We start from the raw sequence: 14816 nt of genomic DNA, 5'->3' as shown, positions 1-14816 counted from the left end.
ATTACTGATCAAGCACAATTGGCATATTAACCATTTCATACTTCTTGAGAGGATCTTGATAAGATTATTTGTACGCAGGATGCGTAATGACTTGTTTGACGGGAGCGCCGATTCCGGCGTAAAAAATGGCGTAAAGTGCTTTTTCTAGCGAGGGAGATTGATAGTGATCGAGCAAAACAAAAATGCTAAACATATAAATGTTATGTCTCGAACTCAGGTTTGGTTCGACCAGAATATCCTCGAATTGGGCCGGCAAGTTCGCTTGAGTTATCTGCCGCCGTTGATGGTGTATTTGGCAGCCGGCATTTCCGGACTGACCGGCATCGTTGGTACTTTTTTCGTCAAGGAATATTTAGGGTTATCGGCTGAGTTCCTGGCAGCGCTGGGCTTCTGGACCATGCTGCCGTGGACCCTGAAAATGCCGATAGGTCATTTGATCGATTTACAGTGGCAACACAAAAACAAGCTGGTTTATCTGGGGGGCGCGCTGATTGCGGTCAGCTTGTTGATTATGAGTAACTTGCTAGCCGACCTCGATTTCATGATTAATATCATGCCTGCCGAGAATTGGTATGTATTGGCTGCGGTGTTGGCACCGATTGGTTATGTCATTCAGGATACCGTAGCCGATGCGATGACAGTCGAGGCTGTGCCTCGCTATGACCCACAAGGACGGCCGGTTAACGAGGCCGATGCGCATTTGGCGCACACGACAATGCAAACATTGGGTAGGGTGGCCATTATCGGTGGCTCTATACTGGTAGCAGCAGCCAATGTTGGTTTTTTCAGTGGTGTCGCGGCTATGACAGTGGCGGAAAAAGCCGGCGTTTATTTACGTATTTATCATTGGGCGTTGTTGGTACCCTTGATTTCGGTAGCCGGCGTGTTGCTGGCATCTTATCAGCGCCACCAACGTGCTTGCGAGCTTGCCGCGAAAGGCTATGAGTTCGTCGATATCGATCGTTTTTTAGGGCGAAATGAAACCCAACTCACGCAAGTAAATTGGTGGATACTGGGCGGAGGGCTCGGTTTCGTCCTGTTTGCATTAGTCATGGGGCTGACCGACATACCCTATAACGAAGAAATCGTATTCGCTGGCTCATTGTCGATAATACTGTTTTTGATCTGGCGTTTGACTAGTGATTTGGATCGTCGAACGCGTAATCAGCTTTTCGGCACGGCATTTGTGATCTTTGCATTTCGCGCCGTACCGACGACCGGCTCTGGCGAAACTTGGTGGATGATCGACGAGTTAAATTTCGATCAGCAATTCTTATCCCAACTGTCACTGTTGACCAGTTCTTTAGCCTTGCTCGGCATGTTCATTTTTCGCCGTTTCATGGCTGAACGCCCGATTACATACATTATCGCGGTACTGACTGTGGCATTGGGTGTTTTATATCTACCGAATGTCGGCATGTTTTACGGCGTGCATGAATGGACGGCGGCGCATAGCGGTGGTGTGGTCGATGCTCGCTTCATCGCACTGTTCGATAACGCTTTGGAATCGCCATTGGGACAGATTGCGATGATTCCGATGCTAGCTTGGATCGCTCATTCGGCACCGGAAAAACTAAAGGCAACCTATTTCGCGGTAATGGCGGCTTTCGTCAATCTGGCTTTGTCGCTATCTCAATTGCTGACTAAGGCTCTGAACCAGTGGTTCCTGATTACACGAGAAGTCAAAGATGCAGCAACGGGTACAGTGATTTCTGTGGCCGATTACAGTGAGTTGGGCATGTTGTTGATTTGCGTAATGATACTCAGCTTGGCGATGCCGTTGCTCGCGATCGTGGTCGCCGGACGTACTTTTTTAGTCAAGCAAGAAGATGACAAAGAATGAATTATCACTGTGAGCGCTACGATAGGTTTGCCAAGCTTTATTCGAATATACTGTTAACAGCGTAATAACTAGTTAGTTGCCAAGTAGAGCCATGAACCACGCAATTCATTTCAAGACATCACTGTTTGATGTTTCAAAAGAAAAAGTGAATCCCATAAATCCGATATACGGAATATCTTTGTTGGAATGGTTAAAGGAAGAACTAAAGGGAAAGCTTGAGATTACAGAGCCTGATGCGGAAGATTGGGGTTGGTATAGCGAACTTGTTTATCAGGGCAGCAATTATCTTATCGGAGCTAGCGCATATTTCGAAGAAGGTGATAATCCAGCGGAAGAGCTGGAATGGGTATTTCAAGTTGAAAAGAATCGAAGTTTCAAACAGAAGCTCTTTGGTAAAAATAAGATGTCGGCGACCGATAGCTGCTTTATATTCTTTAAAAAGCTATTTGAAAATCACCCTGACATTAAAAATGTTCAAATTGGATAAGCCCCTAACAAGGCATTTTCACTCGGAAATTTTGCGCCACTCCGCTCTGTAAAATCCCGGTGAAATTCGAAGTTAACCATAAAGAAAAAGGTACTCCGTGTTGAAATTAGCAACGCCCAGAAGCGAACGTAAAAGGGATTAGCGATGCATCCATTCCATGTATTGCTATTGGTATTTGCGCTATTTGCTCTTGTTGCATTTGCTTTTATGATTCGCTGGGAGAGATCTCAATTCATTGAGAGAGGTAAAGGACACTGCTGGCGTCGCGTCAGAATTTCCTCAATCCCTATTGCTATCTTTGCGGTCGCAATTGCAGTAGTTCCCACAAAAGCAGTTTCGGGGATGGAAGGTTTGGCCGTGTTCTACGGGCTACTATTTACCGTAGTACCAATATTCTGGTTCGGCGCCCACTGGCTGGTGGGTAAATCAGTTTCTCCACCGCTGTCCTTTGGAGAGTCCGCTGCAATAGCAGGTTCACCCATTCTATTCGGGTTAGCTGTAGCCTATACAGCGCACGCGTTGCAGACGCCGGCATGGCTATTCCTTAAGTACCTCGGGCTTCTGTAGCACCTCATGGAAAAAAGTATGGTTGCTGCGGTTGATTAACCATTCGCTCTAGCGGACTGATGGGGCGGTGGCAGCCTTAGTTTCCCCAAAAACCAAAAGTAATTTTAACGGCAGCTATCGAGATTGGAGAGTTCACAGTATTCGGCCAATTGCGGACACTTTGTTGTAGGTGTTCGTGACAGCAGCTGAATAGATAGGTGCGAGTTAGTTAAAGCTATAGATGGTTTATTGCAAAACCTGGCGCCGTTTTTTTTGCATTTTTGCAAAACTATAACTCTCTCGTGATCGCACGAGAGAGTGTCGGGCAGTAGACTGCAAAATACAGCAAGCTTGCTCGACCACGCCCGGATACTGTAGGGTTGGGCAAACAATTGCACAGCGCAATTCAAGACATTGAATATCTACATTAAATTTTTCTTGGTCATGCAAGGCTTTCCAAAGCAAAAATTCGTTCCTGAGCCGCAATTAATTTTCCACGTAATTCTGCTGCATCTTCGATCGAGTGCTTAGCCTCAGCCTTTAATTCGCTCAGTTGCTCTTTTAGGGAAACCAGTTGTGCATCTGCCAGGGTTGCCTTGTTTTGCCATAGCTGGATTTCAATCACTGACTTATCTAGTTTTTTGGTGACGTCATTCAGCACTTGATCCGTTTGATTCGACTTGGCCTCAGCTGCAGTAGCTCTGCCGGTTATCACACTTAGGTCACCCGCTAACTCTGTCGCACTGGCATTGATCTCCGCAATAGTCACTAATGATTGCTCGAGTTTTTTGCTGGCATGAATGCGTTCAGATTTTTCACTTTCCAACATCGCTGTTAGCTGCTCTACGCGACCATGAGCCTCTGTCAACGCCGCATTGGCTAATTGAGCATCATGATTTGCCTTAACCAGTGAATCGTTAAATATAGAAATTTCTCTATGCAGCTTATCAATTTCTGCCTGGGCTGCAGAGGCGGCTTCGGTTTGCTGTTGGATGAAATTTTGGGCCACTTCAAGATCAGTATTTAATGAATCGGCTAACTCGGCAAATTCCAGCTTCGCCAGCTCCATTTCAGATTTGGTTTGCTCCAAAGATTCACGTTCACACTGTAATCGTTCATGTGCCAATTGCAAGGCAATTTCCCATACATCACTGGCGAGTTCGTTCAGTCGTCCGGAGATAGAATCCGGCACGGGTTCTTTGACTGATGCTGAGATACTGAGCACTGCTGCCTTCTGAATAGTCCGCCATTCAATCATGGCATCGCTAATCAGTGCGAAATCCCAAGAGTCTAATTCCTTGCGAATATGATTCAGTGTTGGCTTTAGACCTCTTGCAGCAATAGCTGTGGCGGCATTAAAGATGTCTTGTTTTGTAATGGCCATTCATTTGCCCAAAACTGTGCATTGTAATATGTAGAGCGTAATTAAAACGAATAGCAAAATGGCATGAAAGTATCCAAGTGCCTATTGCGGCACTTTAGACTAACGCCCACATTCATACACTGCCGGAGCGATTGCCCAGCTGCCAGGAGGATTAATGCGGCTAACGTGGCAGCAACAAATCTTCCAGAAAAAAAGCGGATAGCTCGGTGCGCCCGGTCACCCCGGCTTTCCGGTAAACAGCGCGAGCTTGGTCGCGTATGGTGCGCTCGCTGACATTGCGCAGCTGGGCAATTTCGCCATGGCTCAAGCCCTTTAACATCAACATACCGACTTCGGCTTCTGCCGGGGTGAGTTGCCAATTGTCAAACTGCTTCCGTATTTGAACGGCCAAGCCCGCAATAAGCTCACGATTAGCTTCACGCCATTGTTGCGCTTGTTGATTGGCTAATGCCAAATCCCGCGCCAGCAAATTGATTTTGCTTTGTGCAAATTGATAATAAAGTCGACCGAAATAAACTAACCCTGCCAGAGAAAGTATCAGAATGATGGCTTCGACAAACAAGTGCGGCCACGGCACGCCGTCTCGATAGTCACCCAGAAAATCCATTGTTATCAGCACAAAAACCAGCAAACAGATAGCAACAGCCCATTGGCTGAAGCGTTTGTTTTCGTTAATAAATGCCATAAATAATCGCCTATACGTCGGATGACGGATGCCAAAAAGATAAGTTTAACGCAACATGTGGCTGAACTTGATTTGAATCCGACAACTGATTGGGAGCAATAACATGACAAATGAGAAAAAAACATTAAGGGTATGGGAGCCGGTGATTCGTATTGGGCATTGGACTTTAGTGCTTGCATTTTTTACGGCTTATTTTACCGAAGATGATTTCATGACCTTACATGTGTGGGCAGGTTATGTCGTGGGGGTTTATTTACTCACTCGAATAGTGTGGGGCTTTGTGGGTGGGAAGTATGCTCGCTTCAGTAATTTTATCTATTCCCCAAACCAGATTATGGGTTACATAAAAAATCTGGTAGCTACCAAACCGCAGCATTATATAGGTCACAACCCTGCCGGCGGTGCCATGGTGATCGCCTTATTACTCAGTTTGTCGGCAACCACATTGACGGGGTTGAAGCTTTACGCGGTAGAAGATAACAAAGGCCCGTTCGCCCTGTCAGCAACACAAGTCCAGACACAAATTCAGTCTGTCAGTCTGATTTCCGTGGCTAATGCAGAAGATAACGAAGATGATGATGAAAAATCTGAATTGATTGACAGCGAATACAAGATCGATAAGCAAGCGGAAGAATTTTGGGAAGAATTGCATGAGGTTTTCACTAACCTGACCCTGTTGTTAGTGTTTTTACACATTATAGGTGTTGCAGTATCCAGCTACATCGATAAAGAGAAATTGGTTAAAGCTATGTTTACTGGAAACAAAGACATCGATGACACTTACCAGTAATGTCAAAATTCTAAAAGTAAGGAGCTTGTTTGAGACATACTGAATTTCACCGCGCCCATCGTATCGGCTGGTTACGCGCCGCCGTATTAGGCGCTAACGACGGCATCGTTTCAACCGCCAGTCTTGTGATCGGCGTCGCCGCTGCCCATGCAGACCTGCAGGCCATACTGGTTAGCGGCACAGCCGGATTGGTAGCAGGTGCCATGTCGATGGCGGCCGGTGAATATGTTTCAGTCAGCTCTCAAGTAGATACTGAGCAAGCCGACTTAAAGCGGGAAGAGCAGGAGCTAGCGGAAAATCACCCTCATGAAGTGAATGAACTGAAATCGATCTATATCGACAGAGGCCTCAAACCTGAACTTGCCCAGCAGGTTGCCGAGCAATTGATGGCTCACGATGCTTTGGCAGCGCATGCGCGGGATGAATTAGGGCTAACAGAAATCACTACGGCTCGTCCCTTGCAGGCTGCCTTAACTTCTGCACTGACGTTTTCCTTGGGGGCATTGTTGCCGCTCTTAACGGTGCTGGTTTTCCCTTATTTAACTTTGGTACAAGTCAATCAAGTAATTGTAGATTTAACCGCATCGAAAACTATGCCGCTGATTACCACAGTAGGTTCGATTTCATTGTTCTCGCTTATGTTATTGGGTGGGCTATCTGCTTTGGCTGGCGGCGCTTCGATCTTAACAGCCATTGTCCGCGTCACGTTCTGGGGCCTGTTGTCGATGGGTATTACCGCCTATATCGGTTTACTTTTCGGCAGCGTGAGCGGATGAGCTTTTGCTAATTCTGTTTGCAATCACAATTGTCATAGAAATAATAACCGTGGATTTTTTTAAGGCTATGTATCCACTATTTTGCTTAACAACCAACGGCTGGATTGAGTAACTTGCTGCCACAGCCGAGTCCACTTCTCGCTGTTTTTGGCGTCTTTCAAACATCTTAATAAGCGGGCTCGATTAGCCTCATCCATTTGCCGGCCTATGGCTAACAATAAGGAGTCGACGTTATAAGACCCCATGCCATTGTTATTGCCGAAACTAACGGGAACGATAGCTGTATCATCAAACAGTGACAAGTCATGCTGAATAGCATCCATGGCGGCCCGAATGTTGGCTGCCTTCACACAATTTGGCTCTGCAATATCATAGGGTGGTTGCCATTCTCGAATAGGACGCAGCTCATCGATATGTGTCACCACCAGAATCATCGGGGGGATTTTTCGATTCGGTTGATCCTGAAAGTGTTGCTGAAATTCTTGTAGAAACCGACGATCTGCTGATCTTGCGGCATTATTGGCATTACAGACCAATATGACCAAATCGGTTTTATCTAACTCCTCCCGGTTGTCATACAACCAACTGGTTTTTTCGCCATAACCCGGCGTGTCAAAAATTAACCCCGAAAACTGGCCTTCGCTTTCTAGCGCATAGGGCATGATGGCATCTGTGCACGACACCACATCTGCAGCAGCGCGCGGAGAATCAAATAAGGTATTGATCAAGGTTGATTTACCGGCATTGGTTTGTCCAGCCACCAAAAATCGTAACGGCTCTTGGTTCGATGCCGTCTGTTGTTTCATCGCCTGTTGACCGTCTTTGTTCGACTTGGCGGACAAGACATCAATTCTTTGTTGCTCTACTGCCATGCGTCCGCTGTACAACAAAATTGCATAATGCCCTACTTTCTGAACATACAATTCCAGCAACCAATCTTGAAGCCGGGGCAGCGTTAAGGCTAACACTTTCGTTTGGGCATAATTTTTGGCTTCGTAAAAACCGCCCGTCAGGGGATTTAATATCAGCCGACCTAAACGAAATGCCGCATTAGCATCACTCAAATGATCCAGCCAACGCTGAAGATTCAAACCATCTGCCAAAGTCACCACATGACTAAGCGGCAAATTGCCCTGAATTTGTGCATGCAAATCATGGCAAACCAGCTCGGCCATACGCAACAGTTCGGTAACCGGTATGTCCATTTCAGGCTGTTCAGCCTTGGGACGATAATGCCTAGCCACCAACGTCAATACCTGTTGACCTATCTGTAGCCAGGTATCGATGTTGTCCAGTTTCTGCCGAGTATTTTTGTTAATGCTGGGTATCAAGGCCTGAACCGCAGCCCACGCCGCTTGATCGCGTTGCGAAAATGGGGTGTCGAATTTGATAGCGTTATCGATTAGCGGATTTTTTTGATATCGATTGATTTTTCGTGCAGTAATCCAGACAATGCCGACACACATTACCGCCAGATTAAGCCATAGCCAATACCACTGTTGTTGCCATACCCACCAAGCCCCTATCACCATCAAGGCCAAAACAGGGATTATCCCAATAACCAATAGTGCCAACCAAGGCCATAAAGCATGTTTCATCATGATGCGGATTTTTCAGTAAATCGTGCTTTTAGCAGCTGACGGCCACGTTTTAACTGTTCCTCGTAAACGACCTTTAACATTTTTGCGCTAAACGCATGGCCCTGTTGTGTTTGGGCGTAGTAATAGCATAAGGTCATGCCCAAGGCATAGGTAATGGCGGCGGTTGATAAGCCTGAAATCAAAGATCCCCAACCGGGTATCAGTTTGGCCAATTCGCGTGCGCCAAAGCCCACGCTCAGCCCACCGATACCGACTGCACTGATCACTTCGTAAATACTCCGTTTAGTGAGGGATACGCCGTAAATCGAAGCTATACTATGAAACATTTTGCCTTGAGCCGCGATGACCAAGGGCATGCCGGCTGCTGGAACCGGCGTCATAGCCAAAAACCCAGCGGAAATGGCATAACCCATCACATGAGGATAAGCGTGTTGCGCATAGACATCATTAAGTCGATCGCTATGCAGTTGGTTTTGCAATAACATTTGCTGCAAACCCATCGGTAGAGCTGATTCGATGGCAGACCATAATGCCTCTAATCCGTAATGCACTGGGTCATAGTCATCTTCTTCCTGAGTCAAATCGACAGCGACAAATTTTGCGTTTAAGGCTTTGAAATGCTGCCTTTGCACACTCATTGATCGGACCAAGTCCGGTGGGCAATGGCTATCAAAATGCTCGCCTGAAAATGGATAGGGTTGACGATGGCTCGTGGCTTTAGTTGGATATCCTTCATGCAGACAGGTCTGTATTACAAGTAATGGCCATTCAGGATGTGCAGCCCGGACTGCTTGAGTTGCCGATAGCACACCGTCCAGTTCATGATCCATCGCTTTAATGACGACCATTAGCAAATGGGCTTGGCTCTGACACCACGCCATGTCTTCGCTGGGATCATAGTCCGCTTCGCCTAATCCTTTGGTATCAAGAAATCGAACGAACGCAGCATCTTCATCGGGAAAGTCAAACACCGTGGACTGTCGAGTGCACGAACGAAATCCTTGCCCGATCTCCGCGCGACTCGAACCTGTTAAAGCTTGAATAATTGAAGACTTGCCGCTTTGTGTTTTGCCTAATAACCAAAACACCGGAATGGGCATATTTTGACGCGCCTGTTCCAGCTTTTCATGTAGATGACTATCTGAAACACTAGGGTTGAGTATTTGATTTATCCAATCCCTGTTCAAAAGGTTATTGATCATAGATTTTATTGGGTTACAAAACGACGCTACTGACACTGTTGTTGCTATTGATCCAGTTTAACAGTACCCGAACAGATGCACCAAAATCATCAAGCCAACCTCGCCACTCTTGCAGTCAATGTCACCCAAATCTAAGATACCGGTCTGACTGCTCTACACTTTGGGAAACCACTACATCCCCAAAACTGGTTGCCCTGATTTGTTCCACTGCTGGCCGTTCTTAATAGCATCGGCGACCCACACTTTAGACAATTATTATCGTTTTGCTGTTTCTGCACCGCTTGTTGCTGCTTATGCTCAACAATCGATCTGTCGTGCTTCGATACCGTCGAGAACAACTATGCTGTACTTTTCAACAATATCGATAACCCTACATTCAACATTGGCCAGACATTCTTTGATCAGCGGCGCCCTGACATGTATTCCCTTAAGTGGCGTCAGTCCGAACTTTTGAAATTTATCTGTGTCGGTGCCAGAACATGTCCCCACCCCAACAAGCTGGCCTATAAGATCCAGAGTAGGAATCGCAATGACGCATACTTTGGAGTCCCGAATCACGTTATAGGAATAATGCCAAGCACCTGTCGTTATGGCAAATCTCGGCGTAAAATCCATCGCCATGCTCCAAGAGATGGTCATGATGTTATTTTTCTCTCCATCATTGGTCGCCATCAAAACCACTGAGCCGGGTTCAATCAGCGTGAAAGCTTTGCTAATTGCCATCGTCTTCATTACCGTATACCTCATGCTGCTGGCCAGAGGATAGTAGACAGTTTATCGCAGTCCGTATGGCATACAGCCAGGCTTTTTATCAAAAAGGCTCGCAGTATTCGTCCAAAATAAGCTAAAACGTCAATTATCTGGTTAAATTTGGCAAATGCCCGAACAACACCCTTATGGAATCCGAAGACTTACAAAAACTGCTTACATTTGCCATGCCTTACGGCAAATACCAAGGACGCGTCATTGCGGACTTGCCAGGTTACTACCTTAATTGGTTTGCACGCGTGGGATTTCCTAATGGTGAATTAGGACGTTTATTGGCCTTAATGCAGGAGATCGATCACAATGGCCTGAAATCACTGCTCGATCCTCTAAGAAAGTGAATCATCAGTGTAGCCTGCGAAAACACCATCAAGCTGATGACCTGGCTTGATGCTGCTGAAACGGTTTAATGATGACAAGGGCTTTAGCTTCATCGATCAAGATGGCGGCAAAGATGTATTGGTATAATTCAACCTTATCCAAGGCAGTGGCTGCAAGACCCTGAAATAAAGTCAACGCCTCAGCATGGAAGCGACCAGGGGCACTGAAGAAACACAAGCTGAGAACGTCACCGCACTTTAATCAAAGGAAGGCAACATGAAAACATACACTCTTGTTTGGGTATCTGACGACGCGGAATTTGCTATTGAAATGGGCCATTACAATTCGTTAAATGAAGCGCAGGCAGCACAACCTGATGCGCTATCAGGTCTTGCAGAGCGAGGCGGCAATGCTGAAAGCGGTTTTTGGGAAATAACCGTATGGCGTGGGGATAAAATAGTCGAATCGTACGGCCTAGAAAACATAGGCGGAAACAAAAAATGGATGTCAATACCTGTATCAAATTGAAAATGACATCGTGGCAACTTACGAGCGTGCAAACCGACATAACTTGCAACTGAAATATGTTGCTAGCCATCTGCGGCAGCCGGTCACAACCTGCCGGTCGGGGCGCCGATTCTACTACAGCTCCCTGCGGATTTTTATGACAAAGCCGTGAAGTATACCCCCTCGTATTTCAAATTGCCGTTTCGGATCGAACACCGGAGTTTTACCGGCTGTCTGCACATCGATTCTCTAAAAAAATTGATTTAGCCTTTCGAGCTTTCGTAAGATTAGCCAACGCTATTCGAGTGCAATCTGTCCGTCGATACAATGACATATACCGATCCCGGGCACTTCCAGGGTCATCTTTACTTTAAGCGTTTCAGAGCCTTGTAATCCGCCTGATTCAAGAGCCTTGTAAACAGCCTGTTCAATCTCGCGTTGCGAGGCTATGCCGACGGTTTTCAGATATTTTCTGATTTCCATGTTAAAGGTATCTTCGTTCATATCGATGTCCTAATGAGTAAGTTTAAAGTTTCCTGTTTAAAAGCCTTTCAGCTGGAAAACAGCCTCTAAATTTTGCCACTTTCACAAGAAAACAGCGCTTAAATTTCAGTATTAAATGGCTATCATATACATATTATTAAATTCACTAGTTAGTTGCCTGGAAAATTCAGTGCTGATGAGTGGTTAAATTTAGAGGCTATTTTCCACAAAGTATCTAACGAGCTGATATTTTAAGCAACGCTCTTGGCGCCTCCAGCCGCCGCCGATAATCTCATCAGCAGCATCCGCAATGCCTTCGCATGATCAGATTTCAATTCAAACAGTTGTACCTCATCCGCCGAAATGCCTGAATTAGGCGAACCAAGCGGTAATCCAGCGCATGCTGCCAGCAAAACTTCCCTAAACAGCTGCCTATCGGTAGTGTTATCGACAACTAAAACCAGGCGATGAACGGACACTGACTGTAGTAGCTGATTAATTTCAAAAATGCAGCCCTGGTTTTCCGGCTGGAAATTTCTTAAGTCCATCAATACCACATCGTTGCCGGCAACCAACTTTGACAGTACGCTTTGCCAGGTATCCTGATGGCAAAGAAAATCATTGATCCTGAATCGGCCGTCGGCATCCGGACGGTGGTCTATTGCTCGAATACTTCGATTCACAGCCGCTTCGCTATCGATAAACAGCCCTTTCAGTTTACCGGTGATAAAACTCAGAAATTGATGTGGTGCTACGGTCGATTGAGCCAAGTCCGTACCGGCAATCAGTTGGATAGTGCCGATATAGCGCCAATAGGCGGCGATGGTATCAAACAATGTCTCGCTTCGTTTGCCCAGAGAAAAGACTCTTAATACCAAGAGCGTGGGGCAAAAATACGCATCCGACTGATGCGAGGGCAGCAGTTTGTACGTATGCTTTAAGGAAAATTTGTACAGCAAAAAAGCGGCTATTCCAAATACCGCCCAACCGGGACCAGCCAGCGCCAACACGATGGCATAACAAGAAGCAAACAGCAGCCACACAGCATCCAGGCTCAACGACAGGTCGCTCAGCGATTTGGCCAGATAACCTTGCCGAATTTTTTGTGAAAGCCATCCTCCCAGAACGGCAAATACGCCGCAAGCCGCTAGCGTAATCAATATTAGTGTTATAATAAATGCCGTATTGGCTCGCATGGCAAATGCTACCGTCAGAAAATCACTCGCCGCCTGAAAATGTTGATGATTGATCACTAACCATAACAGTACACTCAGCAAACCTGTGGCCACCGCTGTCATAAAAGCCAATACTAGCGGCGCTACTGCGCGTATGCGACGGTTCCGAAACGTGATTAGCAGTAGCGTCGGCACCAGATTTAACATAAACCACTTGGCCGCCACCCGCGTCGGCGTTTCACCCGACCAACCTATCGCCCTCTTTCCCCACAGCGAGATTGCTTCCGTCGGCATCAGGGTGAGTAAGGCGCCTAAAATGATCAATATTACAAAATATCCACACAGTAGCGCACACCTGTTTTGCCAATTCAGTTTAGTAATCAGCAATGCCGCGACTACCACTGGCCAGGCAAATAGCCACCCCATCAACAAAAATTGTAGAGGGTGATCCGCCGCTCCCAAAGGATTGATTTGTGCTTGTGAAAAGGCCATACCGAATGAAACCGACATCACCACTGCGAAAGGCATCCCCGCCAAGGCGTATCGGGCCGCATACAACCAAGGTCCGGCTATCATCCGTCGATACAATAGATCGGCATGGCTATCCGCGGATATATTGGAGCAGGCTAGACCAGGACCGAGAGTGTCATCAGCCTCGTGACGGCTATACTCCGCTGTGGCGGTTGTGGAATTACCGCATGCCAACATTAATTGACCGACCGATTTTTTATAACGGCTTAACAACAGCCAGGACAGCAAAATCGTCATCAGCGAGGCAAGCAACACCACAAACAATAAGCCGAAAAAAATACCAAATCCGCTATTGAGGCTGAGGGCAACGGCAGGCATTTTCATTTGGCGCGTTATGTTGCCGGATACTAGTCGTTTCCACGTCCACTATGACCGTACCTTTCCAGTCTTTCAAAAGGCCGCTCGATATAATCATATCGTCATTGACGAAGCGACTGCGGCCGGTGTATTTCACCGGGCCGAAGAAACCACTATCCCACTCCATGGTTTGCGTATCTTCGTGCCATGTGGGCGGAGGCAGTTCAACCGCGATACCGCCCCACGGTAAAGGCACTTCTCCAGCCTTTTCCGCGGGTTTCGGTTCCGACGAATCATAAATCACGAACCGATACGACTGGGTGAAGAGGTCGAACCAAATCATGGACATGGCTTTGGTGCCATCGGATTTTTCAGATGACTCACCTTGTAAAAAACGGCCGTTAAGTACCCATTTGAAGGTATCGACATAAGTTAGGGTTTTCGGGGCCGGCGGATGGTAGATCGCCGTGACTTTCCAGGTGCCACGCCATTTGTCGAGAATGCGATGGTTTGGCGGAGGGGTGCTGAGTGCGGTATCTTGGATTTGGTCCGCCTGCGATTGAGTGATGCTTACGAATAAAAGCAGGTAAAACAGGCAGATAGACGTTATGTTGCTGACATACTTCATCTGAATCCTCCTCGTTTCGATTGTTCACCCCTCATGCCCACTTACTAAACCCGTTAAACACGATGGAGGTTGTACGCAAAAATTGCCATGACGGCATTTTACGGCGCGATACGCTAACGCCGATTATGCTACCGTGACACCCGCTTGGGTAGTTAATTGTTATAACGGGCCTTAGAGCCCCCGTAACATCAAACAGCCCAATCCGCTCGTAGATACGCTGTTCAAAAACAATAAATGTCACCGATTTTGTATTCGACGACGATAGTGCTGGAATGGCATAAAACCGCGTGTTATCGAGGGGCTGGTCGAGCTTTAACATACAGCAATTTACGCATGATGGCCCAGACGGCTTGAAGCCGTTTCTTGCCGTTGTCGATCAAATGTTGGAAATAAGCTCGCATATGTGGATCATGCTGTTTGGCGCCAAGTGCCGGCATATAGCGCCGAGCGAATATGCCGGTTACCGGCTTTGGATAGGCAAATCTTTTTGTGGACGCTTTTTCCGGATTCAAAGGCCTTGAGGGCAAGGCCGGCAAACTTGATCCACTCGCGATCAGACAATCTGGGTGACAATAACAGTAGTTCGTCCATCAGGGCAATGGAGCTGGTTTCGGCAATGCCTTAAGCCGGTCAGTAATTCAAAAACACACTTGAGTTCTGAGTAATTATCGATCAAAGTCATTGCTTCGGTTGCCAAGCTATCGACTAATGCAACTTTATAACGCTCAACCGACCAACTTTTAAGATTAACTAAAACCTCTCTTTCCCACCTATCAAGTCACTGCCATTAAGTTA

At 46.7% G+C, this 14816-nt stretch carries 17 protein-coding genes; 7 read left to right on the top strand and 10 right to left on the bottom strand.

The genetic code is table 11. From position 1 onward, the window contains the following. Positions 1–163 precede the first annotated feature (163 nt). The 3 genes from A1359_RS13200 to A1359_RS13190 all read left to right on the top strand — a co-directional run bounded on the left by A1359_RS13200 (position 164) and on the right by A1359_RS13190 (position 2897). Positions 164–1843, top strand: coding sequence for an MFS transporter (locus A1359_RS13200; RefSeq protein WP_232322226.1), 1680 nt, complete (start codon positions 164–166; stop codon positions 1841–1843). Positions 1844–1934: 91 nt separating this feature from the next. Beyond that, positions 1935–2330: a hypothetical protein gene (locus tag A1359_RS13195; protein ID WP_066983661.1), complete on the top strand. Its 396-nt coding sequence runs from the start codon at positions 1935–1937 to the stop codon at positions 2328–2330. Positions 2331–2474: 144 nt separating this feature from the next. Next, positions 2475–2897 (top strand): hypothetical protein, encoded by a 423-nt coding sequence (locus tag A1359_RS13190; RefSeq protein ID WP_066983658.1) that lies wholly within the window; start codon positions 2475–2477, stop codon positions 2895–2897. A gap of 421 nt (positions 2898–3318) precedes the next feature. Here the strand turns inward: A1359_RS13190 and A1359_RS13185 are convergent, their stop codons facing one another. Together A1359_RS13185 and A1359_RS13180 are read right to left on the bottom strand one after the other, a co-directional pair. Then, positions 3319–4260, bottom strand: coding sequence for a DNA-binding protein (locus A1359_RS13185; protein ID WP_066983655.1), 942 nt, complete (start codon positions 4258–4260; stop codon positions 3319–3321). Positions 4261–4420: 160 nt separating this feature from the next. Then, positions 4421–4945, bottom strand: coding sequence for a helix-turn-helix transcriptional regulator (locus A1359_RS13180; protein WP_066983652.1), 525 nt, complete (start codon positions 4943–4945; stop codon positions 4421–4423). 103 nt (positions 4946–5048) lie between these two features. Between A1359_RS13180 and A1359_RS13175 the strand changes: the two genes are divergently transcribed. Both A1359_RS13175 and A1359_RS13170 read left to right on the top strand, forming a co-directional pair. Then, on the top strand, positions 5049–5735 hold the full coding sequence (locus A1359_RS13175; protein WP_066983648.1) for a cytochrome b/b6 domain-containing protein: 687 nt from the start codon (positions 5049–5051) through the stop codon (positions 5733–5735). A 29-nt stretch (positions 5736–5764) separates the two neighbouring features. Further along, complete coding sequence (locus A1359_RS13170; RefSeq protein ID WP_066983645.1) at positions 5765–6511, top strand: VIT1/CCC1 transporter family protein; 747 nt, start codon at positions 5765–5767, stop codon at positions 6509–6511. A gap of 65 nt (positions 6512–6576) precedes the next feature. On the opposite strand, the gene A1359_RS13165 is transcribed toward A1359_RS13170, so the two are convergent. The 4 genes from A1359_RS13165 to A1359_RS13155 all read right to left on the bottom strand — a co-directional run bounded on the left by A1359_RS13165 (position 6577) and on the right by A1359_RS13155 (position 10046). Next, positions 6577–8109 carry a GTPase family protein gene (locus tag A1359_RS13165; protein WP_066983641.1) on the bottom strand — a complete coding sequence of 511 codons (1533 nt, stop codon included), beginning with the start codon at positions 8107–8109 and terminating at the stop codon, positions 6577–6579. Then, on the bottom strand, positions 8109–9314 hold the full coding sequence (locus tag A1359_RS13160) for a YcjF family protein (protein WP_066983638.1): 1206 nt from the start codon (positions 9312–9314) through the stop codon (positions 8109–8111). The genes A1359_RS13165 and A1359_RS13160 overlap by 1 nt, the downstream gene beginning before the upstream one ends. A 131-nt stretch (positions 9315–9445) precedes the next feature. Continuing rightward, the gene (locus A1359_RS23220) at positions 9446–9592 is read right to left on the bottom strand and encodes a topoisomerase DNA-binding C4 zinc finger domain-containing protein (RefSeq protein WP_269747922.1); all 147 of its coding nucleotides are present in this window, start codon (positions 9590–9592) and stop codon (positions 9446–9448) included. A gap of 19 nt (positions 9593–9611) precedes the next feature. Further along, the gene (locus A1359_RS13155; RefSeq protein WP_083960632.1) at positions 9612–10046 is read right to left on the bottom strand and encodes a flavin reductase family protein; all 435 of its coding nucleotides are present in this window, start codon (positions 10044–10046) and stop codon (positions 9612–9614) included. A 164-nt stretch (positions 10047–10210) separates the two neighbouring features. Between A1359_RS13155 and A1359_RS13150 the strand changes: the two genes are divergently transcribed. Both A1359_RS13150 and A1359_RS13145 read left to right on the top strand, forming a co-directional pair. Further along, positions 10211–10420 (top strand): DUF3820 family protein, encoded by a 210-nt coding sequence (locus A1359_RS13150; RefSeq protein ID WP_066983635.1) that lies wholly within the window; start codon positions 10211–10213, stop codon positions 10418–10420. Between the two features lie 256 nt (positions 10421–10676). After that, the gene (locus tag A1359_RS13145; RefSeq protein ID WP_066983632.1) at positions 10677–10928 is read left to right on the top strand and encodes a hypothetical protein; all 252 of its coding nucleotides are present in this window, start codon (positions 10677–10679) and stop codon (positions 10926–10928) included. A gap of 276 nt (positions 10929–11204) precedes the next feature. Here A1359_RS13145 and A1359_RS13140 read toward each other — a convergent pair whose 3' ends face one another. The 4 genes from A1359_RS13140 to A1359_RS13125 form a co-directional block, all read right to left on the bottom strand. Then, complete coding sequence (locus A1359_RS13140) at positions 11205–11411, bottom strand: DUF6494 family protein (RefSeq protein ID WP_066983630.1); 207 nt, start codon at positions 11409–11411, stop codon at positions 11205–11207. A gap of 230 nt (positions 11412–11641) precedes the next feature. Then, positions 11642–13414: a hypothetical protein gene (locus tag A1359_RS13135; protein WP_198159357.1), complete on the bottom strand. Its 1773-nt coding sequence runs from the start codon at positions 13412–13414 to the stop codon at positions 11642–11644. Further along, positions 13386–14021, bottom strand: a complete 636-nt coding sequence (locus A1359_RS13130; RefSeq protein ID WP_066983624.1) for a DUF1579 family protein — start codon at positions 14019–14021, stop codon at positions 13386–13388. The genes A1359_RS13135 and A1359_RS13130 overlap by 29 nt, the downstream gene beginning before the upstream one ends. Positions 14022–14429: 408 nt before the next feature. After that, positions 14430–14639, bottom strand: a complete 210-nt coding sequence (locus A1359_RS13125) for a transposase (protein ID WP_332310090.1) — start codon at positions 14637–14639, stop codon at positions 14430–14432. Positions 14640–14816 lie beyond the last annotated feature (177 nt).

Source organism: Methylomonas lenta, from assembly GCF_001644015.1.
Taxonomy (GTDB): domain Bacteria; phylum Pseudomonadota; class Gammaproteobacteria; order Methylococcales; family Methylomonadaceae; genus Methylomonas; species Methylomonas lenta.
The sequence above is the reverse complement of the archived record's forward strand: the minus strand, read 5'-3'. Positions and strand labels throughout refer to the sequence as shown.

Coding starts and splice junctions, on each gene's coding strand:
- A1359_RS13160 (WP_066983638.1), bottom strand. CDS start 9,314: ATGATCAATAACCTTTTGAACAGGGATTGGATAAATCAAATACTCAAC.
- A1359_RS13145 (WP_066983632.1), top strand. CDS start 10,677: ATGAAAACATACACTCTTGTTTGGGTATCTGACGACGCGGAATTTGCT.
- A1359_RS13185 (WP_066983655.1), bottom strand. CDS start 4,260: ATGGCCATTACAAAACAAGACATCTTTAATGCCGCCACAGCTATTGCT.
- A1359_RS13165 (WP_066983641.1), bottom strand. CDS start 8,109: ATGAAACATGCTTTATGGCCTTGGTTGGCACTATTGGTTATTGGGATA.
- A1359_RS13130 (WP_066983624.1), bottom strand. CDS start 14,021: ATGAAGTATGTCAGCAACATAACGTCTATCTGCCTGTTTTACCTGCTT.
- A1359_RS13190 (WP_066983658.1), top strand. CDS start 2,475: ATGCATCCATTCCATGTATTGCTATTGGTATTTGCGCTATTTGCTCTT.
- A1359_RS13195 (WP_066983661.1), top strand. CDS start 1,935: ATGAACCACGCAATTCATTTCAAGACATCACTGTTTGATGTTTCAAAA.
- A1359_RS13140 (WP_066983630.1), bottom strand. CDS start 11,411: ATGAACGAAGATACCTTTAACATGGAAATCAGAAAATATCTGAAAACC.
- A1359_RS13180 (WP_066983652.1), bottom strand. CDS start 4,945: ATGGCATTTATTAACGAAAACAAACGCTTCAGCCAATGGGCTGTTGCT.
- A1359_RS13135 (WP_198159357.1), bottom strand. CDS start 13,414: ATGCCTGCCGTTGCCCTCAGCCTCAATAGCGGATTTGGTATTTTTTTC.
- A1359_RS13175 (WP_066983648.1), top strand. CDS start 5,049: ATGACAAATGAGAAAAAAACATTAAGGGTATGGGAGCCGGTGATTCGT.
- A1359_RS13155 (WP_083960632.1), bottom strand. CDS start 10,046: ATGAAGACGATGGCAATTAGCAAAGCTTTCACGCTGATTGAACCCGGC.
- A1359_RS13150 (WP_066983635.1), top strand. CDS start 10,211: ATGGAATCCGAAGACTTACAAAAACTGCTTACATTTGCCATGCCTTAC.